Origin of the sequence: Dyella lutea (assembly GCF_024158035.1) — a bacterium.
GTDB lineage: Bacteria > Pseudomonadota > Gammaproteobacteria > Xanthomonadales > Rhodanobacteraceae > Dyella_A > Dyella_A lutea.
The window spans coordinates 14,479-38,358 of sequence record NZ_JAMZEK010000001.1; the positions used below are offsets into that span (position 1 = coordinate 14,479).

Annotated in this window: 21 protein-coding genes; 5 read left to right on the plus strand and 16 right to left on the minus strand. The window is 69.2% G+C overall.

The genetic code is table 11. The features are described from left to right. Positions 1–114: 114 nt before the first annotated feature. The 11 genes from NC595_RS00065 to NC595_RS00115 form a co-directional block, all read right to left on the minus strand. Positions 115–288: a hypothetical protein gene (locus NC595_RS00065; protein WP_253564101.1), complete on the minus strand. Its 174-nt coding sequence runs from the start codon at positions 286–288 to the stop codon at positions 115–117. 292 nt (positions 289–580) lie between these two features. Then, positions 581–1,933: a TolC family protein gene (locus tag NC595_RS00070; protein WP_253564102.1), complete on the minus strand. Its 1,353-nt coding sequence runs from the start codon at positions 1,931–1,933 to the stop codon at positions 581–583. Then, positions 1,930–2,241, minus strand: coding sequence for a DUF3240 family protein (locus tag NC595_RS00075; RefSeq protein ID WP_253564103.1), 312 nt, complete (start codon positions 2,239–2,241; stop codon positions 1,930–1,932). Before NC595_RS00075 ends, NC595_RS00070 begins: the two co-directional genes overlap by 4 nt. A gap of 21 nt (positions 2,242–2,262) precedes the next feature. Next, the gene (locus NC595_RS00080) at positions 2,263–5,331 is read right to left on the minus strand and encodes an efflux RND transporter permease subunit (protein WP_253564104.1); all 3,069 of its coding nucleotides are present in this window, start codon (positions 5,329–5,331) and stop codon (positions 2,263–2,265) included. A gap of 1 nt (position 5,332) precedes the next feature. Continuing rightward, positions 5,333–6,388, minus strand: a complete 1,056-nt coding sequence (locus NC595_RS00085) for an efflux RND transporter periplasmic adaptor subunit (RefSeq protein WP_253564105.1) — start codon at positions 6,386–6,388, stop codon at positions 5,333–5,335. Between the two features lie 61 nt (positions 6,389–6,449). Beyond that, the gene (locus NC595_RS00090; RefSeq protein WP_253564106.1) at positions 6,450–7,868 is read right to left on the minus strand and encodes an ATP-binding protein; all 1,419 of its coding nucleotides are present in this window, start codon (positions 7,866–7,868) and stop codon (positions 6,450–6,452) included. Continuing rightward, positions 7,852–8,517, minus strand: a complete 666-nt coding sequence (locus tag NC595_RS00095; RefSeq protein ID WP_253564107.1) for a response regulator transcription factor — start codon at positions 8,515–8,517, stop codon at positions 7,852–7,854. Before NC595_RS00095 ends, NC595_RS00090 begins: the two co-directional genes overlap by 17 nt. Positions 8,518–8,542: 25 nt before the next feature. Next, on the minus strand, positions 8,543–9,445 hold the full coding sequence (cyoE, locus tag NC595_RS00100; protein ID WP_253564108.1) for a heme o synthase: 903 nt from the start codon (positions 9,443–9,445) through the stop codon (positions 8,543–8,545). Further along, positions 9,442–10,608: a COX15/CtaA family protein gene (locus NC595_RS00105; RefSeq protein ID WP_253564109.1), complete on the minus strand. Its 1,167-nt coding sequence runs from the start codon at positions 10,606–10,608 to the stop codon at positions 9,442–9,444. The genes cyoE and NC595_RS00105 overlap by 4 nt, the downstream gene beginning before the upstream one ends. Further along, entirely contained in the window at positions 10,608–11,204 is a 597-nt protein-coding gene (locus tag NC595_RS00110; RefSeq protein WP_253564110.1) for a hypothetical protein, read from the minus strand. Before NC595_RS00110 ends, NC595_RS00105 begins: the two co-directional genes overlap by 1 nt. A 10-nt stretch (positions 11,205–11,214) precedes the next feature. Beyond that, positions 11,215–11,952 (minus strand): SURF1 family protein, encoded by a 738-nt coding sequence (locus NC595_RS00115; RefSeq protein WP_253564111.1) that lies wholly within the window; start codon positions 11,950–11,952, stop codon positions 11,215–11,217. A 59-nt stretch (positions 11,953–12,011) separates the two neighbouring features. On the opposite strand from NC595_RS00115, the gene NC595_RS00120 reads away from it, so the two are divergent. Further along, positions 12,012–12,230, plus strand: coding sequence for a twin transmembrane helix small protein (locus NC595_RS00120; RefSeq protein ID WP_063673129.1), 219 nt, complete (start codon positions 12,012–12,014; stop codon positions 12,228–12,230). A gap of 125 nt (positions 12,231–12,355) precedes the next feature. Here NC595_RS00120 and NC595_RS00125 read toward each other — a convergent pair whose 3' ends face one another. The 5 genes from NC595_RS00125 to NC595_RS00140 form a co-directional block, all read right to left on the minus strand. Beyond that, positions 12,356–13,243, minus strand: coding sequence for a cytochrome c oxidase subunit 3 (locus NC595_RS00125; protein ID WP_063673130.1), 888 nt, complete (start codon positions 13,241–13,243; stop codon positions 12,356–12,358). 77 nt (positions 13,244–13,320) lie between these two features. After that, positions 13,321–13,446 carry a hypothetical protein gene (locus NC595_RS20305; protein WP_017463548.1) on the minus strand — a complete coding sequence of 42 codons (126 nt, stop codon included), beginning with the start codon at positions 13,444–13,446 and terminating at the stop codon, positions 13,321–13,323. 54 nt (positions 13,447–13,500) lie between these two features. Beyond that, positions 13,501–15,114, minus strand: a complete 1,614-nt coding sequence (ctaD, locus tag NC595_RS00130; RefSeq protein ID WP_063673131.1) for a cytochrome c oxidase subunit I — start codon at positions 15,112–15,114, stop codon at positions 13,501–13,503. A 61-nt stretch (positions 15,115–15,175) separates the two neighbouring features. Beyond that, complete coding sequence (gene coxB, locus NC595_RS00135) at positions 15,176–16,108, minus strand: cytochrome c oxidase subunit II (RefSeq protein WP_253564112.1); 933 nt, start codon at positions 16,106–16,108, stop codon at positions 15,176–15,178. Positions 16,109–16,128: 20 nt separating this feature from the next. Next, on the minus strand, positions 16,129–16,569 hold the full coding sequence (locus NC595_RS00140) for a DUF2244 domain-containing protein (RefSeq protein ID WP_063673133.1): 441 nt from the start codon (positions 16,567–16,569) through the stop codon (positions 16,129–16,131). Positions 16,570–16,947: 378 nt separating this feature from the next. Here NC595_RS00140 and putA point away from each other — a divergent pair, with 378 nt between their 5' ends. From putA to NC595_RS00160, 4 genes are all read left to right on the plus strand, one after another. Beyond that, positions 16,948–20,103 carry a bifunctional proline dehydrogenase/L-glutamate gamma-semialdehyde dehydrogenase PutA gene (gene putA, locus NC595_RS00145; RefSeq protein ID WP_253564113.1) on the plus strand — a complete coding sequence of 1,052 codons (3,156 nt, stop codon included), beginning with the start codon at positions 16,948–16,950 and terminating at the stop codon, positions 20,101–20,103. Positions 20,104–20,234: 131 nt separating this feature from the next. Next, the gene (locus tag NC595_RS00150) at positions 20,235–21,314 is read left to right on the plus strand and encodes an AraC family transcriptional regulator (protein ID WP_253564114.1); all 1,080 of its coding nucleotides are present in this window, start codon (positions 20,235–20,237) and stop codon (positions 21,312–21,314) included. 125 nt (positions 21,315–21,439) lie between these two features. After that, entirely contained in the window at positions 21,440–22,672 is a 1,233-nt protein-coding gene (locus tag NC595_RS00155; RefSeq protein WP_253564115.1) for a parallel beta-helix domain-containing protein, read from the plus strand. A gap of 10 nt (positions 22,673–22,682) precedes the next feature. Continuing rightward, positions 22,683–23,825, plus strand: coding sequence for an SO2930 family diheme c-type cytochrome (locus NC595_RS00160; RefSeq protein WP_253564116.1), 1,143 nt, complete (start codon positions 22,683–22,685; stop codon positions 23,823–23,825). The last annotated feature ends 55 nt before the right edge of the window (positions 23,826–23,880 follow it).

The following is a 23,880-nucleotide window of genomic DNA, read 5'->3' on the forward strand; positions in this document are numbered from 1 at the left end:
TGAGGAAGGATCAGCTGGCCGCCGGCACGAGAGGGCTCGGCCGCGATCGCCAGAGCGACCGCGGCGTTCGAGAGCCTGGCGGAGGCCAGCCCTTGCGGATGAAGCAGCAGCGCATCAGCGCAGGCCCGGCATCGCTGACGGGGTGATCACGGCGCGCTCGGCGACACGCGCCGTGAGGTTGCGCGGGGCCGGTACGGTCACGGTGTAGCGGCGCTCGGAACGCGCACGCACGCCGAACAGCTGGGGACGCAGCACACGCCAGCGGAGGGAATCGCGAAGGAGCTTCATGGGCCCATCTCCTCGGGTTACGGTGCCTGGCGCACCGTCGGGAGTGGGCCGGACGTTTCCTAGCGGAAAGCGTCGGCCGACCGCAGGCGGTCGCCGCAGGCGTTCGACTTGTTATGCAATGCCGGCACCCGATGCTCGCGGGAGTCGGCGCTGCGACTAGGGTAGACGTCCATATGCCTTGGGTTGGTAGGACTTGGGTTCCGTGACAGCGCAGCGCGCCGGACGGCGCGCGGATTGTTGTGCTGCAGCAGGCGGCTGTCAATGCCTGCGGCGACGAAAGTTTCTGCGCCGCTCAGCCGCCGGACGGCAACGCCGGCAGCGGCGGGTTGAGCGAGGCGTTCGCCGCTGCGCCGGCGGCCGGCGCATCCTCGTCGTGATCGCCCGGATCGTGGCGGTGCCACACCGCGTGCGCGTCGACCTTGACCCGGGTGACCGCCTCGATCGCGTCGATCTCGGCGCGGCTGGCCGCCAGCGCCGCCTCCTGCGCGGCGCGGCGCGCGATCAGCATTTCATCCAGCCCCAGCTCGCCGAGCGCGTAGCCGCGTTCGGCCTTGTCGGCGCTGCTCGCGGTGGCCGCAGCGGCCTGCTGCTGGCGCTGCCAGATGGTGTAGCGCGCGCGGGCCAGCGTCACCACCTGACGCGCGTCGCGGCCGACGTCGCGGCGGGTCATCGCCAGATCGGCCTCGGCGCCCATCGCATCGGCGCCGGCGGCGGCCGCTTCCGCGGCGCGGTAGGACACGCCCAGCGGCATCGTCACGGTGACCCCGAACGCCTGCTCGCGACCGCCGCGGTCGCTGATCATGCGCAGGCCGATCTGCGGATCGGGCAGGCGATCGGCGCGCGCGCGGCGCGCCTCGGCGTCCTTCTTGCGGGCGATCGCCGCGGCGGTGCCGATCTCGTGGCTGCGCTGCTGGATCAGTTCGACCCACGCGGTATCGCTGCCATCCAGCGCGGTCGGCGCGGCCGGCAGATGCACCGTTGCCGGCAGCGGCAGATCGGGAAAGGCAGAGGACAGCGCCAGCTTCGCGGTATCCGCGTCGGCCTGCGCCTGCGCCACCGCCGCCTCGGCCTGCGCCACCGCGGCGTCGAGCGTGATCCGGTCGCGCGCCGCCGCGTCGCCCAGCTGCACGCGGCGCGCGACGGCGCTGCGCTCGCGCTGCCACGCCGCCAGTTGGGCTTCGTGGAGCGCCGTGGCGGCGGCCGCGCGCTGCCAGTCCGACCACAGCGCGAGCAGGCGGCGCGCCGCCGCGTGGTGCGCATCCTCGAACGCGAGGCTGGCCGCCTCGCGACCGGCCGCACCGATCTCGCGATCCAGCCGCGCCTTGCCCGGCCAGCGCACGCCGCGGGAGAGATCGACTTCCCACTCGCGGTAGCGGCGGTCGCCGTCGATGCGGCGGGTCTGCGGGATCAGCGACAGCTGCGGCTCGTGCGGGCCGACCTGACGCATGCGCGCTTCCGCCTCGGCACGGCCCAGCCGCGCCTGCGCCGCCTGCACCTCGGGAGTGCCCTGGATCACCTTCAGTACCAGCTCCTGCGGCGGCAACGAGGTATCCGCGAGCGAGCTGTCCGCGGCGGCCGACTGCGCGAACGCCGCCGGAGTAGTGAGCGCGCCGGCCAGCGCGAGGGCAAGCAGTATGCGCTTCATGCCAGCTCTCCCATCGCTTCGACCGGCTCGACCCACCAGCGCAGCCGGCTGTGCGCGAAGCGCGCGGCCAGCAGATCGAGCACGCGCTTGACGTCGCCCTCCGGCAGCACGATCCACAGTTGCAGGCGGTCGATGCGACCGCGCACGCTTTCCTGCACCGAGGCGCGCGCGAAGCCCTCGCCGTGGCCGGCGACGAGCGCGGTGGTGAAGCCGGGCAAGGCCGGCTGCAGGTCGAGCAGGGCTTCGACCAGGGTCTCTTCCAGTTCACGCGCGGCGAGCAGGGTCAGCCGCTTGAGGATGAGCGTCATGGGAATCTCCTAGCGGCCCGGTCAGGCCTTCGACTCGCCGTAGCGGCGGAACAGCACCGGCAGCAGCAGCAGGGTGAGCGCGGTGCAGGTGACCAGGCCGCCGATCACCACGATCGCCAGCGGGCGCTGCACCTCCGAACCGGGGCCGCTGGCGAACAGCAGCGGCACCAGGCCCAGCGCGGTGATCGAGGCGGTCATCATCACCGGGCGCAGCCGGCGCAACGCGCCCTCGTGCACCGCCTCGGCCAGCGCCATGCCGGTGGCGCGCAGCTGGTTGAAATGGGTCACCAGCACCAGGCCGTTGAGCACGGCGATGCCGAGCAGCGCGATGAAACCCACCGAGGCGGGCACCGACAGGTACTGCCCGGTAACCCACAGGGTGATTACGCCACCGACCAGCGCGAACGGCACGTTGCACAGGATCAGCACCGCCTGGCGTACCGAGCCGAAGGTGGAGAACAGCACCAGGAAGATCAGCCCCAGCGCGATCGGCACCACCACTGCCAGCCGCGCGGCGGCGCGCTGCTGGTTCTCGAACTGGCCACCCCAGGTCACCGAGTAGCCGGCCGGAAGGTGTACCTGCTGCTGCACGCGCTGGCGCGCTTCCTCGACGAAGCCGACCAGGTCGCGCCCGGCCACGTTGGCCTGCACCAGCGCGAAGCGCGAGCCGTTTTCGCGGCGCACCTGCACCGGGCCCGTGCCGGGCTCGATCGTCGCCAGCTGGTCCAGCGGCACCTCGCCGGCGTCGCCGCGGGCCAGGCTCAGGCGCTCGAACTGCGCCGGCGTCTGCGCCACCCACGGCGCGCCGCGCACCAGCAGGGGCGTACGCCGCTGCTGTTCCAGCACCACGCCGGCGCCCTGCCCTTCCAGCTGGCCGCGCAGCTCGTCCTGCACGGCGGACACGTCCAGGCCGTAGCGGCCGGCGAGCATGCGGTCGACGCGCACGCGCAGGTAGCGCACGCCTTCCTGGGTCTGCGCGATCACGTCCTGGCTGCCCTGGGTCTGCTGCATGATCGCGGCGATGCGGTTGGCCAGCTGATTGAGCGTGGACAGCTCCGGGCCGAACACCTTCACCGCCACGTCGCCGCGGCTGCCGGTGAGCATCTCGGACACGCGCATCTGGATCGGCTGGGTGAAGCCGTACTCGATGCCGGGGAAGTCGGCCATCACCGCACGCAGTTGCTCCTCCAGCCAGGCATTGCTGGGCTCGCGCCACTCGGACTTGGGCTTGAGCTGCAGGAACATGTCGGTCTCGTTCAGGCCCATCGGGTCCAGGCCCAGCTCGTCCGAGCCGAGCCGCGCGATGACGTGCTCCACCTCGGGCAGCTTCGCCCTGATCGCGCGCTCGATCGCCAGATCCTGGTCGCGCGAGGCCTCCAGGCTGATCGACGGCTGCTTGACCAGCTGCACCAGCATGTCGCCCTCGTCCATGGTCGGCATGAAGGTCTTGCCGGTGCCCAGGTACGCGCCCACGCCGAGCAGCAGCACCACGCCGGCGCCGAGGCCCATCGCGCGGCCGTGGCCCAGCGACCAGTCCAGCAGCGGCCGGTAGCCGCGCTCGATCTGGCGCATCAGCCACGGCTCGCCGTGCGCCTGTTCGCGCAGCAGCAGCGAGCACAGCACCGGGATCACCGTCATCGACAGCGCCAGCGAGGAGGCCAGCGCAAACACGATGGTCAGCGCCACCGGCCCGAACAGCTTGCCCTCCAGCCCCTGCAGGGTCAGCAGCGGCACGAACACCAGGCAGATGATCACGATGCCGGCGGTGACCGGCTTGGCCACCTCGACCACGGCGCGGTAGATGCGGTGCAAGCGCGGCAGCTGCGCCGCACCGCTGGCCGGAGCGAGCTGGCTGACGGTGTTCTCCACCACCACCACGGCCGCGTCCACCAGCATGCCGATGGCGATCGCCAGGCCGCCCAGGCTCATCAGGTTGGCGCTCATGCCGAACAACTGCATCAGCATGAAGCTGCACAGCGCGGCCATCGGCAGCGTGAGCGACACCACCAGCGCGGCGCGCACGTCGCCGAGGAACAGCAGCAGCAGGATCACCACCAGCACGGTGGCCTCGATCAGCGCGTCCTTCACCGTACCGACCGCGCGCTCGATCAAGGCGCTGCGGTTGTAGAACGGCTCGATCATCACGCCGGAAGGGAAGCTGGCCTGCAGTTCGGCCAGCTTCGCCTGCACCTGGCCGACCACGCGCTGCGCATCGGCGCCGCGCAGGCCGACCACCAGCCCTTCGACCGCCTCGCCCTCGCCGTCGCGGGTCACCGCGCCGTAGCGGGTGAGCGCGCCGTAGCGCACCTCGGCCACGTCGCCCACGCGCACCGGCACCCCGTCGCGGCTGGCCACCACCACCTCACGCACATCGTCGAGCGAGCGCAGCGCACCCTCGGCGCGCACGATCAATGCGTCGTCGCCGTCGCGCAGGCGGCCGGCGCCGTCGTTGCGGTTGTTGCGCTGGAGCGCGTCGATCACGTCCTTGAAGTGCAGGCCGGTGGCCGACAGCCGTGCGCGATCGGGTTCGACCAGGAAGCTGCGCACCTGGCCGCCGAGCGCGTTGAGGTCGGCCACGCCGGGGATCGTGCGCAGCGCCGGGCGGATGGTCCAGTCCAGCAGCGTGCGCCGCTCGGCCAGGCTCAGGCCACCGCCCTCGATGGTGAACATGAACATGTCCGACAGCGGCGTGGCGATCGGTGCGAGGCCGCCGGAGATGTCCGGCGGCAGCGAGCCGGAGGCCGCAGCGAAACGCTCGGCGACCTGCTGGCGCGCCCAGTAGATGTCAGTGCCGTCGCGGAAGTCGAGGGTGACGTCGGCGATCGCGTACTTGGCGGTGGAGCGCAGCATCACCGCGTCGGGGATGCCGAGCAGCTCCATCTCCAGCGGCGTGACCACGCGCGCCTCCACTTCCTCCGGGGTCATGCCCGGCGCTTTCAGGATCAGCTTCACCTGGGTCGGCGCGATGTTCGGATAGGCGTCGATCGGCAGGCGCATGAAGGCCCACACGCCCCCGCCGGCCAGGGCCAGTGCGGCCAGCAGCACCAGCAGGCGCTGCGACAGCGAGAATTCGATCAGCCGGCGCAGCATGTCACTGGCCTCCGGCCGGCATCGCGTCCAGCCGTGCGGCGCCGCGCACCACCAGCTCGCTGCCGGCGGCGATCGGGCCGGTGATCACGCTCTCACCGGTGGTGGTCTGCGCCAGGCGCTGCACCGGCACGGCGACGAAACCGTTGCCGCGGGCCACGTACACGCGGGTCTGCCCCTCGCGCTCGACCACCGCCTCGGACGGCACCCGCACCGCGCCGGCCGGCGCCGGCAGCAGCAAGCTGGCGCGCACCTGCTGGCCGACCAGCAGGCGGCCCCCGTCGACCTCGGCGCGCACGCGCACGGTCTGGCTGGCCGGATCGACCGCGCCGCCGATCTCGCTGACCTGGCCCTCGCCGCCGCCAGCCACCCGCACCGGCAGGCCGGCGCGCAGGGTGCCCGCGTCGCGGGCGGGCACCTGCATTTCCAGCATCACCTGGCTACCCGCGGCCAGCACGTAGGCCTTGGCGAACATCGCCACCGGCTCGCCCAGCTGCAGCGCGCGCTCCAGCACGCGGCCGGCGATCGGCGCGTGCAGCTCGTAGGTGCCGGGCGCGGCACCCGACGGCGCCATCGCGCGCGCGGCCTGCAACTCGCGCAGGCGGGCCGCGGCGGCGGCGCTCCGGGCATCGTCGGCCTGCGCCCGCGCCGCCGGGATGATGCCCTCGGCGAGCAGCTGGCGATCACGCTCGGCCTGGGCACTGGCGACGCGGTACTCGCCCTGCGCGGCGGCGAGATCGGCGCCCAGCGTCATCGCCTCGCGGCTGCGGATACGCGCCAGCGGCTGGCCCTGTTTCACCGTCTGGCCCTCGCGCGCAAGCAGCTCGACCACCACACCCTCGTAGGGCGCGGTGACCACCGCGCTGCCGGTCAACGGCACGCTGACCCGGGCCGGCAGGCCGTCCAGCGGCACGTGTTCGGCGGGCTGGGCGGTACCGGTGCGGATGTCGAGCGCCTGCTTCTGCGCCGGGGTCAGGATCTTCACCACCTCGGCGGCCGTGGCCGGCGCGCTGGCCAGGACGGACAGGAGGATCAGCAGCGGCAGCAGCCGACGGGACATGGCGCACTCCAGGGCGTGACGGGTCTTCCGCCAAGCGTGGGGCGCGAAACTTCAGGGATGCTTAAGAGCCCGGGTCTTCCGGCAGGGCAATCGGTCGCAGGGGGCCGAGGCTGGCCCACAGCACGCCCTGCTCCAGCGTGAAGTCCAGGCGCTGGCCCAGCAGCCCGGCCAGCGTGCCGGAGAGCGCCAGGCCCAGGCCACCATGATTGCTCGCTTCGCGCGCGGCGGACTTGCGCCAGAATCGCTCGCCGAGACGGGCCAGGTCCTCCGCCGACAGCTCGGGCGCGGCGTTGCCGATGCGCAGGTTCCAGCCATCGGCGACCGACGCCAGTTCCACCCGCACGTCGCTGCCGGCCGGGGCGTACTCGGCGGCATTGAGCAGCAGGTTGTCGACGATGCGCTCGAGCAAGGCCGGATCGGAGATCACCCAGCACTCGTCCGGCAGTTGCGCCGCAACCGTCACTTCGCGCTTGCCAGCCGGCCCCGCGACCATCGCCAGCGAACGACGCAGCAGGTCCGCCAGCTCCAGTGGCTCGACCTGCGCCTGGTCGATCCCCGCCTCGTAGCGCGACAGCGACAGCAGGCCGTCGATGCAGCGCTGCATGCGGTCGATCGACGCGATCGCCCCGGCCAGCACCCCGGGCGAGGGCGCGCCACGACTGGCCAGTTCCACCGCCATGCGGGTCTCGGCGAGCGGCGTGCGCAACTCGTGGGCCACATCGCGGGCGAAGCGGCGCTCGCGCCCCAGGGCGGCCTGCAGCCGCGCGAACGCCGAATTGAGGGTGTTGGCGAACGGCTTCAGTTCGCTCGGCATGCGCGCCACCGGCAGCGGTTCCACGCGCGGCGCGCCGTCGGGCCCGGTATCGGCGGCAAACGCGAGCAGCGGACGCAACCCGCCGCGCACCGCCAGCACGGATAGCAGCGCCGCGAGCAGCCCCATGCCGAGTACGCCGATCACCAGCGCCAGGTGCACGTGGCGTTCGAGCTGGTCGACCTGCTCGCGCTCTTCGGCCACCACCAGGATCGCTTCATCGGCGCGCCCGAGCATGGAGAATCGCAAGCCGACCGCACGACCGCGATGGCCGTCCGGCAGGCGCAGGTCGTAGAACAGCGGCGCGTTCGCCGGCACCGGCGCCGGCGGGGGCTGCAGGTTGTTCGCCGCATTGCTGGCCGAGCTGAGCAGCGTGCCGCCGGCGGCATCCCAGATCTGCACGAAGTCGGTGTGGCCACCGGTGGCGTACTCCGGGCTCAGCTCGTGCAGCTCCTGCCAGGCGTCATCGCGCGGGTGCGATTCCAGCAGCACCACCACGCCGCGCGCGCGGCCGAGCAGGGTGGCATCGAGGCGACCGAAAATCTGCTTGTCGATGCTGAAGTCCAGCAGCAGGAACAGCGCGAACATCAGCGTACCCAGGCCGCCGAGCATGAGCAGCAGCAACCGCGCGCGGATCGAGCCGAACAGCAGGTTACGCGGCCACGACATAGCCGAAACCCCGCCGCGTCTCGATCAGCTGCTCGATCCCTGCCTGCGCGAGCTTGGCGCGAAGCGTGCTCACCAGCACCTCGATCACCTTGTCCGACGCCTCGCTGCGTGCGTCATACAGACCCTCGAACAGCGCGGTGCGCGAAAGCACGCGGCCACGGTGCGTCAGCAGCATCTCCAGCAGCGCGTATTCCTTCGGCGACAGCGGCAGCGGCGTGTCGCCGACGCGCGCGGTGCGTGCGCGGGGATCGACCACCAGCCGCCCGGCCCCCAGCAGCACCGGCGCACTCTCACCCCGGCGCATCAGCGCATGCAACCGGGCCAGCAGCTCGGCATAGGCGAATGGCTTGACCATGAAGTCGTCGGCGCCGAGGTTCAGCACATCAACGCGGTCCTCCACCTGCCCGCGGGCCGAGAGCACCAGCACGCGCGGGCGATCCGGCCGATCGCGCAGGCTGCGCAGGACGGTCCAGCCGTCGGCACGCGGCATCATCAGATCCAGCGTGACCACGTCGTAGCTGAAGCTGGCCAGGAAATGCATGGCCTGCTCGCCGTCGGTGGCCAGATCCACCACGTGGCCGTCGCGCACAAGCGCATCGCGCAGGTCGCGTCCCAGGGTGGGTGAGTCTTCGGCGATCAATATCCGCATGACCTCCCCCTTTCGCTCGCGCCGCTCAGCCGACCGGCTGCAACACCAGGCCGGACGAGGGCGCCGGCAGCAGCCAGTGATCGGCCAGCAGCAGGGCGAACAGCGCCATCAGATAGACGATGGAGTAATGGAACACGCGCATCGCGAAGTACTCGTCCGGTGGATTCATCAGGCGGATCGCGTAATACAGGAACACCACGTCGAGCACCGCCGCGCCACCAAGATAGACCAGGCCGGTGTAACCGGTGAGCGCTGGCAGCAGCGTCACCACTACCAGCAGCACCGTGTACAGCAGCACGTGCCAACGGGTGTAGGCCACGCCGTGGGTCACCGGCAGCATCGGCACCTGCGCGCGGGCGTAGTCCTCGCGGCGGAAGATCGCCAGCGCCCAGAAGTGCGGCGGCGTCCAGACGAAGATGATCAGGCAAAGCTGCAGCGCGAAGGCGTGCAGGTGGCCGGTCACCGCGGTCCAGCCGAGCACCGGCGGGATCGCGCCGGCCAAGCCGCCGATCACAATGTTCTGCGGCGTGGCCCGCTTGAGGTAAGCGGTATAGACCAGCGCATAGCCGATCAGGCCGCCGAAGGTGAGTACCGCGGTGAGTGTGTTCACCAGCAGCCCCAGCACCAGCATCGAGGCGATGCCCAGCAGAACCGCGAACACCAGCACCTGGCGCACGCTAAGCGCGCCGGTGGCCAGCGGGCGGCGTGCGGTGCGCGCCATCAGCTTGTCGATGCGCTCGTCGATCAGGTGGTTGAACGCCGCGGCGGAGCCGGAGGCCATCCAGATGCCCAGCGTACCGAACACCAGCGCCCGCCACGGCGGGATGCCGGGCACTGCCAGGAACATGCCGATGACGGCGCAGAACACCAGCAGCGCGACGACGCGGGGCTTGGTGAGCTGCAGGTACTCTCTGAAATGGGCGGTCATCCGGTCGATTCTACCAGCGGCGAACCGTCCACCCGGCGGCGCTGCGTGCGCGCCAGCGTCGCCAGCAGGGTGAACAGCAGCACCGCGGCGACGCCGTTGTGCGCGGTCGCCACCCACAACGGCAGGCCGAAGTGCACGTTGCTGATGCCCAGCAGCACCTGGGTCACCAGCGCCGCGCCGATGGCGATGCCGAACGGGCGCAGACCGGCGCGCGCCACCTTGTGCACCAGCCAGCCGAGGTAGCAGAACACCACCAGTGCGCCGATCCGGTGGGCGATCTGGATCGCGCTGCGGGCGGCCAGGTCCAGCACGCCACCCTCGTAGTTCACGCCGATCTCGCGCCACAGGACGAAGCCCTGGTGGAAATCCGTCGGCGGCATCCACTGGCCAAGGCACTTCGGGAAGTCCGTGCCGCAGGCCAGCGCGGCGTAATTGGACGAGGTCCAACCGCCCAGCGCGATCTGCACGGCCAGCAGCACCAGGCCCAGCACCACGAAACGACGCAGGCCGGCAAACCGGTCATCGTCGGAACCGACGCCGGCATAACGCAAGGCGGACCAGGCGAGCAGCGCGAAGGTGGTCAGGCCGCCCAGCAGGTGCCCCATCACCACGATCGGCTTCAGCAGCAGGGTCACCGTCCACATGCCGAGCATGGCCTGGAAGATGATCACCGCGAACGCCAGCACGCTGGCCCGCCAGGCGCCGGGCCGCGGCAGGGTCAGCGCCACCGCCAGCGGCAGGCCGATCGCCAGTGCCGATGCGGCGGTGGACCAGAGGAAGTCGTGATGCATGTAAAGCGTGATGCCGACCACGGCGAACCCGGCGGCCAGCAGCACCCCCACCGCCCGGGTGCGCTGGCGCCAGGCGGCGATCAGCGCCATCGCGAACACCGCGCAACCCAGCGTGCCCGCCAGCATGCGGTGCACCTGCTCGCGCCAGGCCTTGTTGTCCTCGAACGGACGCTGGGGGAACGCCGCGTCGGCCTTGGCCACCTCGTGCGGCGCGGTCGGCCAGGTCGCCTGGCCGTAGCAGGTCGGCCAGTCCGGACAGGACAGGCCGGCATTGGACAGGCGCACGAAAGCGCCGAACATCACCAGCCCGAAGGCGAATACCGCGGCCAACAACGACAGGCGGCGGAGCACGAGGGTCGAACGATCGGTCATCAGCGGATCACCTTCTGCAGGTCCTGGGCGAGCCCGGCGGCATCGAACCCGGTCGGATACAACGACAGCGCGGTGCCATTGGATTCCACCAGCAGCGCACTGACGCTGTCCGGCGTGCCGGGAGCGAATGCGGCGAGCTTGCCGCCGGTGTCGTGCCCGACGAGATACGAGGCATCCGGATTCGCACCGAGCTGCAGGCGATTGCCGTCCACCGCCTGTCCCGCCGGCAACGCACCGACCAGCAGCAGGCGCAGACGCGGCTGGTTGCGGTTGAGCATCACCCGGGCCTTGGCGATCGCCTCGAGCTGGCGCAGGCACCGGGCGGCGCACTGCGGCCCGGTAAGCGCAACCAGGGTCATCCGCGGCTTTGCATCGCGCCAGGCATACGCGGAGCCGTCGTCGAGCGTGACCGGCAGCGCTTCGTCGGCGAAATTGCGCTGCGGCAGGATCGGTTCGCCGTGCCCCTTGGTGCCGGGCTGCCAGCCGCCGAGCGTAAGCAGGCCGGCGGCCAGCATCGGCGCGGCGAACACCGCCGCGATCAGCAGGAGCTTGAGGCGACTGTTGCGCACGGCGCGGTCGGAAGAAGGAAGCGTCATGGTTCGGCTCTCAGGAGGATCGCGGCCGCGGTCGGCGCTTGCGGTGGAGCACCAGGAAGATCACCACTGCCGCGAGGGCAAAGGTGAACCACTGGAAGGCGTAGGCGCGATGCCGCGAGGGCGGCATCGAGGAGAAATCGGGCGTGCGCTTGCGCTCGTAGATCGCCGCCGGGTCCGGGTCCAGCGCCAGCAGGCGGGGATAGAGCGGGCGGCCGAGGTCGCGGGAGACCTGTCCAAGATCGAGATAGATTGTCTTCTTCGGGTACGCCTGCTGTCGGGCCAGCGCATCGCCGCCCATCTCCAGCGCCACGCCCGGAGGCGGCACGTACAGCCCTTGCAGGTCGACCTCGCCGGTAGGTAGCGGCGGCACCTGCGGTGTGGCGTCGGTGCCGTTGCCGCGCAGGAAACCGAGGTCGGCCAGCAGCAAGGGTGCGTGACCATCGAGCTCGACCGGCGCGTACACCTCCACGCCGCCGAGCGCGTCGTGCCTGGGGTTGTCCAGCAGATAGACACGGCCGGCCAGGTAACGACCGTGCACCTGCACGCGCGGATACGCCGTGGCCGGCGGCGATTGCGCCACACTATCGAAATCTTGCAGGGGCGCGGTGGCCGCCGTGGCATAGCGCCGCAGCAGGGCCTCCTTTTCCGCGGCACGGTGCAGCTGCCAGACGCCCAGGCGCACGAAAAGCAGCGCTCCGGCCACGGTCAGCAGCACCGACCACCAAGCGGGACGGCGAAACGCACTCACGCAGACGTCCCGCGGACGAACGCTATACTCGGGGCGTCGAAATCGTACGAGTCAGTCACGTGGAAACCGTCTACAAATATGCGCTGGTGGTTCTGCTGCTGGTAGTGCTGTTCAATCTCGGGCAGGCCCTGTACTTCATGATGACCGACCGGGACGGCAGCAGTCGTCGTACCGCCTGGGCACTCACCCGCCGCATCGGCCTGTCGGTGCTGCTCATCCTGATGGTGATCCTCGGTATCTGGATGGGCTGGCTGCATCCGCACGGGGTGAATGGCTGATACCGGTCCGGCATTGTAGCTGGAGCGTGTCTTCCAAACCCGGCCGATGCGGCGATGCGCCCGTCGCCTGCGTAAGAAAAAGCCCGCCATTCGGCGGGCTTTTTCATTTCCGGATCGCGGGCGACTCAGAGGATGTAGACGAACATGAACAGCCCCAGCCAGACCACGTCGACGAAGTGCCAGTACCAGGCGACCGCCTCGAAGCCGAAGTGGTGTTCCTTGTTGAAGTGGCCCTTGAGCACGCGGAACCAGATCACCGCCAGCATGATCGTGCCCAACGTCACGTGCATGCCGTGGAAGCCGGTCAACATGAAGAAGGTCGAGCCGTACACACCGCTGTGCAGCGTCAGATTCAGCTCCCTATAGGCCTCCATGTACTCGTGCGCCTGGCAGTACAGGAAGGTCGCGCCGAGCAGCACGGTCAGGCCCAGGAACACCAGCACGCGACCGCGGTGCGCCGACTTCAGCGCATGGTGCGCAATAGTCACGGTGACGCTGGAGGTCAGCAGGATCAGCGTATTGAGCAGCGGCAGGCCCCAGGCCGCCACCGTCTCGAAACCGCCACCGATGTGCGCCGGGCCGTTGCCGCCGGCCGCGCCCCAGCCGCCAGTGTAGGCCGGGTACAGGAACTGGTTGGTCAACACGCCATGGCCTTCGCCGGAGAGCCACGGCACCGCGAACATGCGGGCGTAGAACAGCGCGCCGAAGAATGCCCCGAAGAACATCACCTCGGAGAAGATGAACCACATCATGCCCATGCGGAACGAGCGGTCCACCTGGTCGTTGTAGCTGCCGGCCAGCGATTCGCGGATCACCGAGCGGAACCAGCCGAAGAACATCGCCAGCACGCCGACGATGCCGATGGTCAGCACGGTCTTGCCGAACGAGGTGTCGCTCGGCTGCGCGCTGAGCCAGTGGCTGGCGCCGAACATGGTGACGAACATCACCACGGCGGCGATGAACGGCCACGAGCTCTTGGTTGGTATGTAGTAAGCGCCTTGCTGCTGACCCATCGTGAAGGTTCCCGTGGATGTCTCTCTAACGACCACCCCGCCATGTCGCGCGGGGAACTTGCTCTAACAGGCCGGGCTCAACGCACCATCTGCAGGAACGACAAGGCGAATATCGCCAGGGCGATCCCCGCCACGATCAGCGCGGTACGCCGGGCGCCCCGGCGGCGCGCATCCATCATGGCCTGCTGCGAAGTCTCTTGCATGACCGGCTAACTCTCTCCGGTGCCGCCACCAGTGGTGACGGCACCCTGGCTGTTTCAGTGGTCGACGTGGCCGTGCGCCAGTTCGTCGTCGTTGATCACCGGCGGCACATCGAAGGTATGGAACGGCGCCGGCGACGGCACGGTCCACTCCAGGCCCTTTGCGCCTTCCCACACGCGGTCGGTGGCCTTCTTCTTCGAGCCCCACACCGCGTGGATCACCACGCCCACGAAGATCAGCTGCGAGGCGCCGAACAGGAAGCCGCCGATCGAGCTGATCATGTTGAAGTTGGCAAATGCCACGTTGTAGTCGGGAATGCGGCGCGGCATGCCGGCCAGGCCCAGGAAGTGCTGCGGGAAGAACAGCACGTTGACCCAGATCACCGAGTTCCAGAAGTGCATCTTGCCCCAGAACTCGGAGTACATCCGGCCGGTCCACTTCGGCAGCCAGTAGTAGGTGCCGGAAATGATCGCGAACACCGCACCGGTGACCAGCACGTAATGGAAGTGCGCCACCACGAAGTAGGTGTCGTGGTACTGGAAGTCGGCCGGGGCCAGCGCCAGCATCAGGCCGGAGAAGCCGCCGATGGTGAACAGGATGACGAACGCGATGGCGAACAGCATCGGCGTCTCGAAGGTCATCGAGCCACCCCACATCGTGGACACCCAGTTGAATACCTTCACGCCGGTCGGCACCGCGATCAGCATCGTGGCGTACATGAAGAACACCTCGGCGCCCAGCGGCAGGCCGACGGCGAACATGTGGTGCGCCCATACGATGAACGACAGGAAGGCGATCGAGGCGATCGCGAACACCATCGCCTTGTAGCCGAAGATCGGCTTGCGCGCGAAGGTCGGGATGACCTCCGAGATGATCCCGAACGCCGGCAGGATCATGATGTACACCTCGGGGTGCCCGAAGAACCAGAAGATGTGCTGGTACAGCACCGGGTCACCGCCACCGGCGGCATTGAAGAAACTGGTGCCGAAGTACTTGTCGGTCAGCAGCATGGTCACCGCGCCGGCCAGCACCGGCATCACGGCGATCAGCAGGAACGCGGTGATCAGCCAGCTCCACACGAACACCGGCATCTTCAGCAGGTCCATGCCCGGCGCGCGCATGTTGAGGATGGTGGCGATGATGTTGATCGCGCCCATGATCGAGCTGATGCCCATCAGGTGGATAGCGAACACCATCTGCGCCACCGAACCGCCCTGCAGCGCCAGCGGCGGGTACATCGTCCAGCCGCCCGCCGGCGCGCCACCCGCGGTGAACAGGGTGGACAGCAACAGCGCGAACGCGAACGGCATGATCCAGAACGAGAGGTTGTTCATGCGCGGCAGTGCCATGTCCGGCGCACCGATCATCAGCGGGATCATCCAGTTGCCGAGGCCGACGAAGGCCGGCATCACCGCGCCGAAGATCATCACCAGCGCATGCATGGTGGTCATCTCGTTGAAGAAGTACGGCTGCACCAGCTGCAGGCCGGGCTTGAACAGCTCGGCGCGGATCACCATGGCGAAGCTGCCGCCGATGAAGAACATCGTCAGCGCGAACACGAGGTACAGGGTGCCGATGTCCTTGTGGTTGGTGGACATGCACCAGCGCACGAAGAAGTTGCTCGGGGCACCGTGATGATCGTGGTGGTCGTGGGTGGCTGCGTGGGCCATGGCCTTGCACCTCTACCTGATACGTAATGACGTGGGACCGCGCCAGGCGCGGTCCGGAAAATCAACCCTGGTTGCCCTGGGCCGGAGTGGTTGCCTGTGCGGTGGCTGGAGCCGCAGCAGCCGGCTTCGGCGCATTGGCGGCCTCCTGCTGGGCCAGCCACTGCTCGAACTCGGCTTTCGGCAACGCCTTCACCACGATCGGCATGAAGCCGTGGTCCTGGCCGCACAGCTCGGCGCACTGGCCACGGTACACGCCCGGCTTGTCGATGTTGGTCCAGGCCGCGTTGACGATGCCCGGGATGGCGTCCATCTTCCAGCCCAGCGCCGGCACCCACCAGGAGTGGATCACGTCGCCGGCGGTGATCACGAAGCGGATCTTGGTGCCCACCGGCACCACCAGCGGCTTGTCGACATTCAGCAGATAGGTGTTCTCGCCGTCGGTCTGCACGGCGTTCGGATCCATGCCCGAATCCAGCTGGCGGGTTTCGTCGGAGAGACGGTCGAGCTTGGACATGAAGCCGACGTGGTCGATCGCCTTGCCCTTGTAGTCGACGTAGTCGTAGCGCCATTTCCACTGGTAGCCGGTGACCTTCACGGTCATCTGCGAGCCAGTGGTGTTGGCGAACGAGGTCAGGCCGCCGGTAGCCAGGTAGGCCAGCGTGATCAGGATGATCACCGGGACGGTGGTCCACACCACCTCGAGCATGGTGTTGTGCGTCCACTTCTCGGCCACGGCGCCGCGCGACTTGCGGAAGCGGAACATGGCAATGAACATCGCGCCGAACACCAGGATGCCGATGCCGACGCACACGCCCAGGGCGATGTTGTTCAGGTGGTAGGGCACCGACGACCACTCGCTGGCGCCGCGCGTCATGTTGAGCTGCCATGGCTTCGGATTGGCCATCGCCGAGCCGCCGAACAGGGCAAGCGCCCCGCCGAGGCCGACCAACACCGCGCGCTTGATACCGTGAGGCTTGATGCCGCCAGATGTCATGTCTTGCACCTTTGTTGAACCTACCTGCGCCACGGAGCCGTGGATTCGGCCAGCAGCACCTTGAGTTTCCCTGACAGCTCGGCACGCTCCTCTTCGGCGAGGAAAGCCCCGATTTCCAGCTCGCGACCATGCGATGCCAGCAGCAGACGTCGGCGCCCCGCACCCGGAACCAGCTTCACCCGCACCCAGTGCGACTGGAAACGGATGCGCCGCTGCCCCGGCAGCGATCGCACCTCCAGCGACGATTCGTCGAGGGTGATGCGCTCCCCACGGTCGCCCGCCCGCCAGGCCACGCTCAGCGCAACGGCCATCGCCACGGACTCGATCAGCGCGAACAGCGGAGCGAAGACATTCCCCTGCCACGCCCCCAGAGCGGCGGTCGTCAGCGCCAGCGCAGCCAGCACCAGGATCAGTCGACGCAAACCCTTGCGGCTCAGCACGCGATTGGGACGAAGCCACATCGCGCACGGCAAGCCTTCGGAGGCGGGTCGAAGCACGATCATGGCGAAACCGGCGTGCCTGGAACGCTCGAATCATAGGCCGCCCCCGTCCGGTGGGCAACATTGCCGCAGGGGACTGACGCGGATCAGCACGCGCATCCACGCCCGCCCGCAACAGCTGCGGCAAGGGCCCGCAGGACATGTCTATGCCCCGCATCCCCATCCGCGACGGAGGGATGGACGCGGGGTGCGACACTTTGCCCTATCGACGACACGCACTGCGTTGCGACGCAGCATCAGACAAGGCCTGGCGGCTTGGGTGGGGCCGGGACACACGCGTACAATGCGGCGCTTTCGCCTCTCCCCCACCCGCCCGTCAACCAACGGATCGAACGACCCGTGACCGCTCCCATCCTGAGTCCCGAACTCCCCGATCGCACCACGCCCGCGCGTGCGCGCATCACCGCCGCCTGGCTGCGCGACGAGACCGAGGCCGTGCTCGACCTGCTCGACCAGGCCAGCCTGCCCGACGACGAACGCGAGCAGGTCGTCGACCGCGCCGCCGCCCTGGTCACCCGCGTCCGCGCGCGGGCCAAGGACCAGAGCGTGGTCGAGTCCTTCATGCGCCAGTACGACCTGTCCAGCGAGGAAGGCGTGCTGCTGATGTGCGTGGCCGAGGCGTTGCTGCGCATCCCCGACACGCGCACCGCGGACAAGCTGATCCGCGACAAGCTCGGCGACGCCAACTGGCGCAAGCACCTGGGTCGCAGCGAATCGCTGCTGGTCAATGCCTCCACCTGGGGCCTGCTGCTCACCGGCCAGCTGGTGAACCTGGCCGACGGCACGCGCGACGACTTCACCGGCGCACTGCGCCGGCTGGTCGCGCGCATCGGCGAACCGACCATCCGCGGCGCGGTGCGCCAGGCCATGCGCATCATGGGCCACCAATTCGTGATGGGGCGGACCATCGAGGAGGCGCTGGACCGCTCGGTCAAGAAAGAGAACGCGGCCTACCGCTATTCGTTCGACATGCTGGGCGAGGCCGCACTGACCGCCGCCGATGCCGAGCGCTACCAGCAGGCCTACCGCGACGCCATCGCCGCGCTGGGCAAGCGGGGACCCTTCGCCAACCATACCGACGCGCCCTCGATCTCGGTGAAGCTGTCGGCGCTGTTCCCGCGCTACGAGGTGGCGCAGCGCGAGCGCGCCCGCGTGGCGCTCACCGAAAAGCTGCTGGAGCTGGCCCAACTGTCGATGAAGGCCGGCATCGCGCTGTCGGTCGACGCCGAAGAGGCCGACCGGCTGGAGCTGTCGCTGGACATCATCGGCGACGTCTTCGCGCACCCGTCGCTGGCCGGCTGGAACGGGCTCGGCATCGTGGTGCAGGCGTATGCCAAGCGCACCCCGTTCGTGATCGACTGGCTGGTCGAGATGGCGCTGATGCACGACCGCCGCTGGTACGTGCGCCTGGTCAAGGGCGCCTACTGGGACGCGGAGATCAAGAAGGCGCAGGAACAGGGCCTGTCCGGCTATCCCGTCTATACCCGCAAGCCCAACACCGACGTCTCCTACCTGGCCTGCGCGCGACGCCTGTTCGCCGCCGGCAGCCATCTGATCTACCCCCAGTTCGCCACGCACAACGCCCACACCATCGCCTCGGTGCATCACATCGCGCAGGGCCGTCCGTTCGAGTTCCAGCGCCTGCACGGCATGGGCGCGGACTTGTACGCCGAGGTGATCGGGCCGAAACGCTTCGACGTGCCGTGCCGCGTCTACGCACCGGTGGGTTCCCACGAGGACCTGCTGCCCTACCTGGTGCGCCGCCTGCTGGAAAACGGCGCCAACACCAGCTTCGTCAACCGCGTGGTGGACGAGGACGTACCGGCCCGCGACCTCGTCGCCGATCCCTGCGACACCGTGCGCGCGTTCGAATCGATTCCGCATCCGCGCATCCCGCTACCGGCCAATCTCTACGGTGAACTTCGGAAGAATTCCATGGGCGTCAACTTTGCCAACGACAACGAACTGACCGCGCTCGCCGAGGCAGTCAACGCATGCACCGGCCCCTGGACCGCCGGCCCGCTGGTGCCCGGTGCGGCCAGCCAGGGGGCGATGGTCGAGGTCACCAACCCGGCCGACCGTCGCCAGCGCGTGGGCAGCTATCTCAGCGCCGACGACGCCACCGTGCAGCAGGCGCTGGCCAATGCCCACGCCGCGCAGGATCGCTGGAACAACATGCCGGTATCCAACCGCGCCGCGATGCTGGAATACGCCGCCGAGCAGCTGGAGACGCGCCGCGCCGAGTTCATCGCGCTGTGCGTGCGCGAAGCCGGCAAGAGCCTGCCCGACGCGATCGCCGAGATCCGCGAGGCCGCTGACTTCCTGCGCTACTACGCCACCATGGCGCGGCGCCTGTTCGCCGAGCCGGAGCAGCTGCCCGGGCCGACCGGCGAGAGCAACCGCCTGTACCTTGAAGGTCGCGGTGTGTTCGTCGGCATCAGTCCGTGGAACTTCCCGCTGGCGATCTTCGTCGGCCAGATCAGCGCCGCGCTGGCCGCCGGCAACCCGGTGATCGCCAAGCCGGCCGAGCAGACCAGCCTGATCGGTTACCTCGCCACCCGCCTACTGCACGAGGCCGGCGTGCCGGAGGACGTGCTGCAGTTCGTGCCGGGCGACGGCGCCACCGTCGGCGCCGCACTGACCCGCGATCCGCGCGTGGCCGGCGTGGTGTTCACCGGCTCGACCGACACCGCCTGGGCGATCAACCGCGCGCTGGCCGCGCGCAACTCGCAGATTGCCGTGCTGATCGCCGAGACCGGCGGCCAGAACGCGATGATCGCCGACTCCTCGGCACTGCCCGAGCAGATCGTCAAGGACGTGATCGCCTCGGCGTTCCAGTCCGCCGGCCAGCGCTGCTCGGCCGCGCGCGTGCTGTACGTGCAGGACGACATCGCCGACAAGGTGATCACCATGCTGGCCGGCGCGATGGCCCAGCTGAAGGTCGGCGATCCCGGCCTACTCTCCACCGACGTCGGCCCGGTGATCGACGAAGACGCCAAGGCGATCCTGGTCGAGCACGCCGCGCGCATGGACAAAGAGGCGAAGAAGATCGCCGAGGCGCCGATGGATGCCGAGGTCGCCGCGCACGGCACCTTCTTCGCCCCGCGCGCCTACGAGATCCCCTCGCTCGACACGCTCAAGCGCGAGGTGTTCGGCCCGGTGCTGCACGTCCTGCGCTGGAAGGCCAGTGAACTGGATCAGGTGATCGCCGCGATCAACGCCACCGGCTACGGCCTCACGCTGGGCGTGCACAGCCGCATCGACGCCACCATCGACTACATCAGCCGTCATGCGCGGGTGGGCAACTGCTACGTCAACCGCAACCAGATCGGCGCGGTGGTCGGCGTGCAGCCGTTCGGCGGCGAAGGCCTCTCGGGCACCGGTCCGAAGGCGGGCGGTCCGCACTACCTGCTGCGCTTCGCCGGCGAGCGCACGCTCACCATCAACACCACCGCGGCCGGCGGCAACGCCTCGCTGCTGACCATCGGCGAGTGACACGCCCCGTACGGGCCGGCCTCCCGGTCGGCCCGTGCATGGTGCGCCGCGCCAACGCGGCAACGACGTGCGTGCTATAGAAATGGCTCCCACCTGGCCACGGCAGGCCACGACTCCGGAGCGATTCCACCATGGCTCGACCCGCCGGCATGCTCGGCATCCACCAAGGCGCCGTCCTGGCCGCCGACGATCCGCGCTACACCGCCGCCGAGTTTCCGCCGAACAAGCTGCTCTACCTGGTGCAACTGGCCGATGCTCGCGGCATCGATTGCCGCCCCTGGTTCGCCGGACTCGCACTCACGCGGGCACAGGTGGCCGATCCGGCGCTGCGGGTCTCCTACCGCCAGGCCAGCGTGCTGGTGCGGCGCGCGCTCGCGGCGCTGGACGTGCCCGATGCGGGGCTGCTGATCGGCAGGCAGGGCACGATCGGCGGCTTTGGCCTGCTCGGTCTGGCGATGATGACCTCGCGCACGCTGGGCGAGGCGATGCTCGCCGGCATCACCCACCACAAGATCTGCGGTTGCCTGCTCGATCTCAACTTCGAGGCTGTCAGCGAACGCGAGGCGGCGCTGGTCGCCTGGCCGCAGTTCGGCGACACCGAACTGCTGCCGTTCTTCTGCGAAGAGCTGTTTGCCAGCTGCCTGATGATCGCGCGTGAGCTGGTCGGGCCGGAGCTGCGCCCGCTGCGCGTGGAGCTGACCTATCCGGAGCCGCGCTACGCGCACGAGTACGTCCGGCTGTTCGACTGCGAGATCCGCTTCGGGATGCCGCAGAACCGCCTGCTGATCGATACCCACTGGCTGGCCCGGCCGCTGCCTGGATTCAACCCGCTCACCGCCAGGCAGGCACTGGCCCTGTGCGCCCAGCAGCGCACGCCGGACGGCGGCGAGCCGCACCAGGAGATCGTCGCCGCGGTCGAGCGCCTGCTGCGCTGCCAGCTGCGCCAGCAGCCGCGCCTCTACGACGTCGCGCGCGGACTCAACCTCAGCGAGCGCTCGCTACGCCGCAAGCTGGCCGAGAGCGGGCGCATCTTCCGCGAGATCCACGACCGGGTGCGCGCCGAGCGGGCGCTGCAGTTGCTGCAGGCCGGCAGCCTCAGCGTGGCCGAGATCGGCAGCGAGGTGGGTTTCAGTGATCCGCGCGAGTTCCGGCGCGCCTTCAAGCGCTGGACCGGCATGGCGCCCCAGGACGCCCGCCAGCCCGCCGGCTGAGGTCGTACGGCGAAAGCTGGCCGACTTGCCCCCCCTGCATTGGCCGTTTCCCCCTCCCCGGCCGGACCGGCTTGCGGGACAGTGAGCCATCCGCGGCATCCGCGTCGGGGGCAAGGGGACAACACATGCGCAAGACCATCATCACCGCCGCGCTGGCCGCGGCGCTCGCCGGTTGCGGCCAGCAGCCGGCCCAGCAGAGTGCCGGCGACGCCAGCTTCGAGGCGAGGCTGCAGGAGCAATTCCTCGACGCCAAGCCCGGCAGCGTGATCGAGATCCCCGCCGGCCACTACGCGCTCAGGCGCGGCCTGAGCCTGCGCACCGACGGCGTCACCATCAAGGGCGCCGGCATGGACAAGACCGTGCTCTCGTTCAAGGGCCAGGTGGTCGGCCCCGAAGGCCTGCTGGTCAACGCCAACGACTTCACCATCGAGAACCTGGCGATCGAGGACACCAAGGGCGATGCGCTGAAGATCAACCAGGGCCGCAACATCACCATCCGCGGCGTGCGCATCGAGTGGACCGGCGGCCCGAAGACCACCAACGGCGCCTACGGCCTGTACCCGGTGAAGACGCAGAACGTGCTGGTGGAGGATTCGGTGGTGATCGGCGCCTCCGACGCCGGCATCTACGTGGGCCAGTCCAACAACATCGTGGTGCGCAACAACCGCGCCGAGCAGAACGTGGCCGGCATCGAGATCGAGAACTCGGTCAACGCCGATGTCTACGGCAACACCGCCACGAAGAACACCGGCGGCATCCTGGTGTTCAACATGCCCAACCTGTCGCAGGCCGGGCACGCCACGCGGGTGTTCAAGAACAAGGTATTCGCCAACGACACGGAGAACTTCGCCGCCAAGGGCGCGGCCGTGGCCAGCGTGCCGGCCGGCTCGGGCGTGGTGGTGAACTCCAACGACAAGGTGGAGATCTTCGACAACGACATCACCGACAACCAGACGGCGAACATCATCATCTCCAGCTACTTTTCCACCAACTACTACAACACCCGTGGCGTGGCCGCCGACTACAACCCGTACCCGAAGGGCATCTACATCTACGGCAACCGCCTGAAGGGTGGTGGCGACTCCCCCGACGGGCTCAAGCTGAAGACACTCAAGACCGCCGTGTACGGGCTGGGTGGCCATTTCCCCGACGTACTGTGGGACGGCTACGTCGACGCCAAGTCGCTGGTCGACGGCCTGCCGCCGCCGAACGACCGCATCTGCATCCACGACGTCAACGGCGTGCTGAACGCCGACGGCCCGCACGACTACAAGAACCCCAGCACCGATACCAAGCCGTACCAGTGCGACCTGCCCAAGCTGCCCGCGGTGCTGCTAGACCCGGCACCGAAGGCCTGAGGGGGTGGGAATGACGTACCGCGCGATCCTCCTCGTCGTCGGACTGGCGGCACTGCTGGGCGGCTGCGATCGCCCGATGCAAGCGGTCGCCTTCCATGCCGAGGGCCGGCCGGCGAAGCTGAGCGACTGGCACGTGGTCGAAGTGCACGACGGCAAGCTCGAGCTCAACCAGGGCGTGGTGCCCTACGACCTCAACACGCCGCTGTTCACCGACTACGCGCACAAGCTGCGCACGATCTGGATGCCGAAGGGGGAATCGGCCAAGTACCAGCCGGTCGACACCCTCGACTTCCCGGTCGGCACGGTGATCAGCAAGACCTTCTACTACCCGCGCGCCGCCGACGGCACGTTCACTGACGTGCTGCGCACCGACGACTACTCGCACGATTTCGCCGGCCAGGGCCTGGACCTGTCCCGCGTGCACCTGGTCGAAACGCGGATCCTGGCGCGCCGCAAGGACGGCTGGGTGGCCTTCCCCTATGTGTGGAACGATGCGCAGACCGAGGCCACCCTGCAGCGTACCGGCGCGGTCGAACCGCTGACCCTGGTCGCCGCCGACGGCAGCCGCGAGGACTTCAACTACGTGGTGCCCGACGAGAGCCAGTGCGCCAGCTGCCACGCGCAGGATTGGGTCAGCCGCCAGGTGCACCCGATCGGACCCAAGGCACGGCACATCAACAAGGACTACGCCTATGCCGACGGCACGCAGAACCAGCTCGAGCACCTGGTCAAGGTCGGCTACCTGAGCGGCCTGCCGGCGATGGCCGAGGTGCCGCGCGACGCCGTGTGGAACGACCCGAAAACTCCGCTCGACGCCCGCGCCCGGACCTACCTCGACATCAATTGCGGGCATTGCCACAACATCCACGGCGCCGCCAACACCACCGGCCTGTCGCTGATCTACGGCACGCCGGAGGACCGCCACCTGGGCATCTGCAAGCCGCCCACCGCGGCCGGGCGCGGCACCGGCGACCACCTGTTCGACATCGTGCCGGGGCAGCCCGACGACTCGATCATCCCGTACCGCCTGTCGTCGACGGAACCGGGGGTGATGATGCCCGAGCTGGGGCGCAGCACGGTGCACCGCGAGGGCCTGGCGCTGATCAGGGCCTGGATCGCGGCGCAGTCGGGGAGCTGCACGCCGATCCACTGACACCGCCGGTCGTCGCGACCGGTCCATCGCGCGGCAGTGGGTAGCCGCGCGCATC

Coding starts and splice junctions, on each gene's coding strand:
- NC595_RS00065 (WP_253564101.1), bottom strand. CDS start 288: ATGAAGCTCCTTCGCGATTCCCTCCGCTGGCGTGTGCTGCGTCCCCAG.
- NC595_RS00070 (WP_253564102.1), bottom strand. CDS start 1,933: ATGAAGCGCATACTGCTTGCCCTCGCGCTGGCCGGCGCGCTCACTACT.
- NC595_RS00075 (WP_253564103.1), bottom strand. CDS start 2,241: ATGACGCTCATCCTCAAGCGGCTGACCCTGCTCGCCGCGCGTGAACTG.
- NC595_RS00080 (WP_253564104.1), bottom strand. CDS start 5,331: ATGCTGCGCCGGCTGATCGAATTCTCGCTGTCGCAGCGCCTGCTGGTG.
- NC595_RS00085 (WP_253564105.1), bottom strand. CDS start 6,388: ATGTCCCGTCGGCTGCTGCCGCTGCTGATCCTCCTGTCCGTCCTGGCC.
- NC595_RS00090 (WP_253564106.1), bottom strand. CDS start 7,868: ATGTCGTGGCCGCGTAACCTGCTGTTCGGCTCGATCCGCGCGCGGTTG.
- NC595_RS00095 (WP_253564107.1), bottom strand. CDS start 8,517: ATGCGGATATTGATCGCCGAAGACTCACCCACCCTGGGACGCGACCTG.
- cyoE (WP_253564108.1), bottom strand. CDS start 9,445: ATGACCGCCCATTTCAGAGAGTACCTGCAGCTCACCAAGCCCCGCGTC.
- NC595_RS00105 (WP_253564109.1), bottom strand. CDS start 10,608: ATGACCGATCGTTCGACCCTCGTGCTCCGCCGCCTGTCGTTGTTGGCC.
- NC595_RS00110 (WP_253564110.1), bottom strand. CDS start 11,204: ATGACGCTTCCTTCTTCCGACCGCGCCGTGCGCAACAGTCGCCTCAAG.
- NC595_RS00125 (WP_063673130.1), bottom strand. CDS start 13,243: ATGGGTCAGCAGCAAGGCGCTTACTACATACCAACCAAGAGCTCGTGG.
- NC595_RS20305 (WP_017463548.1), bottom strand. CDS start 13,446: ATGCAAGAGACTTCGCAGCAGGCCATGATGGATGCGCGCCGCCGGGGC.
- ctaD (WP_063673131.1), bottom strand. CDS start 15,114: ATGGCCCACGCAGCCACCCACGACCACCACGATCATCACGGTGCCCCG.
- coxB (WP_253564112.1), bottom strand. CDS start 16,108: ATGACATCTGGCGGCATCAAGCCTCACGGTATCAAGCGCGCGGTGTTG.
- NC595_RS00140 (WP_063673133.1), bottom strand. CDS start 16,569: ATGTGGCTTCGTCCCAATCGCGTGCTGAGCCGCAAGGGTTTGCGTCGA.
- NC595_RS00150 (WP_253564114.1), top strand. CDS start 20,235: ATGGCTCGACCCGCCGGCATGCTCGGCATCCACCAAGGCGCCGTCCTG.
- NC595_RS00155 (WP_253564115.1), top strand. CDS start 21,440: ATGCGCAAGACCATCATCACCGCCGCGCTGGCCGCGGCGCTCGCCGGT.
- NC595_RS00160 (WP_253564116.1), top strand. CDS start 22,683: ATGACGTACCGCGCGATCCTCCTCGTCGTCGGACTGGCGGCACTGCTG.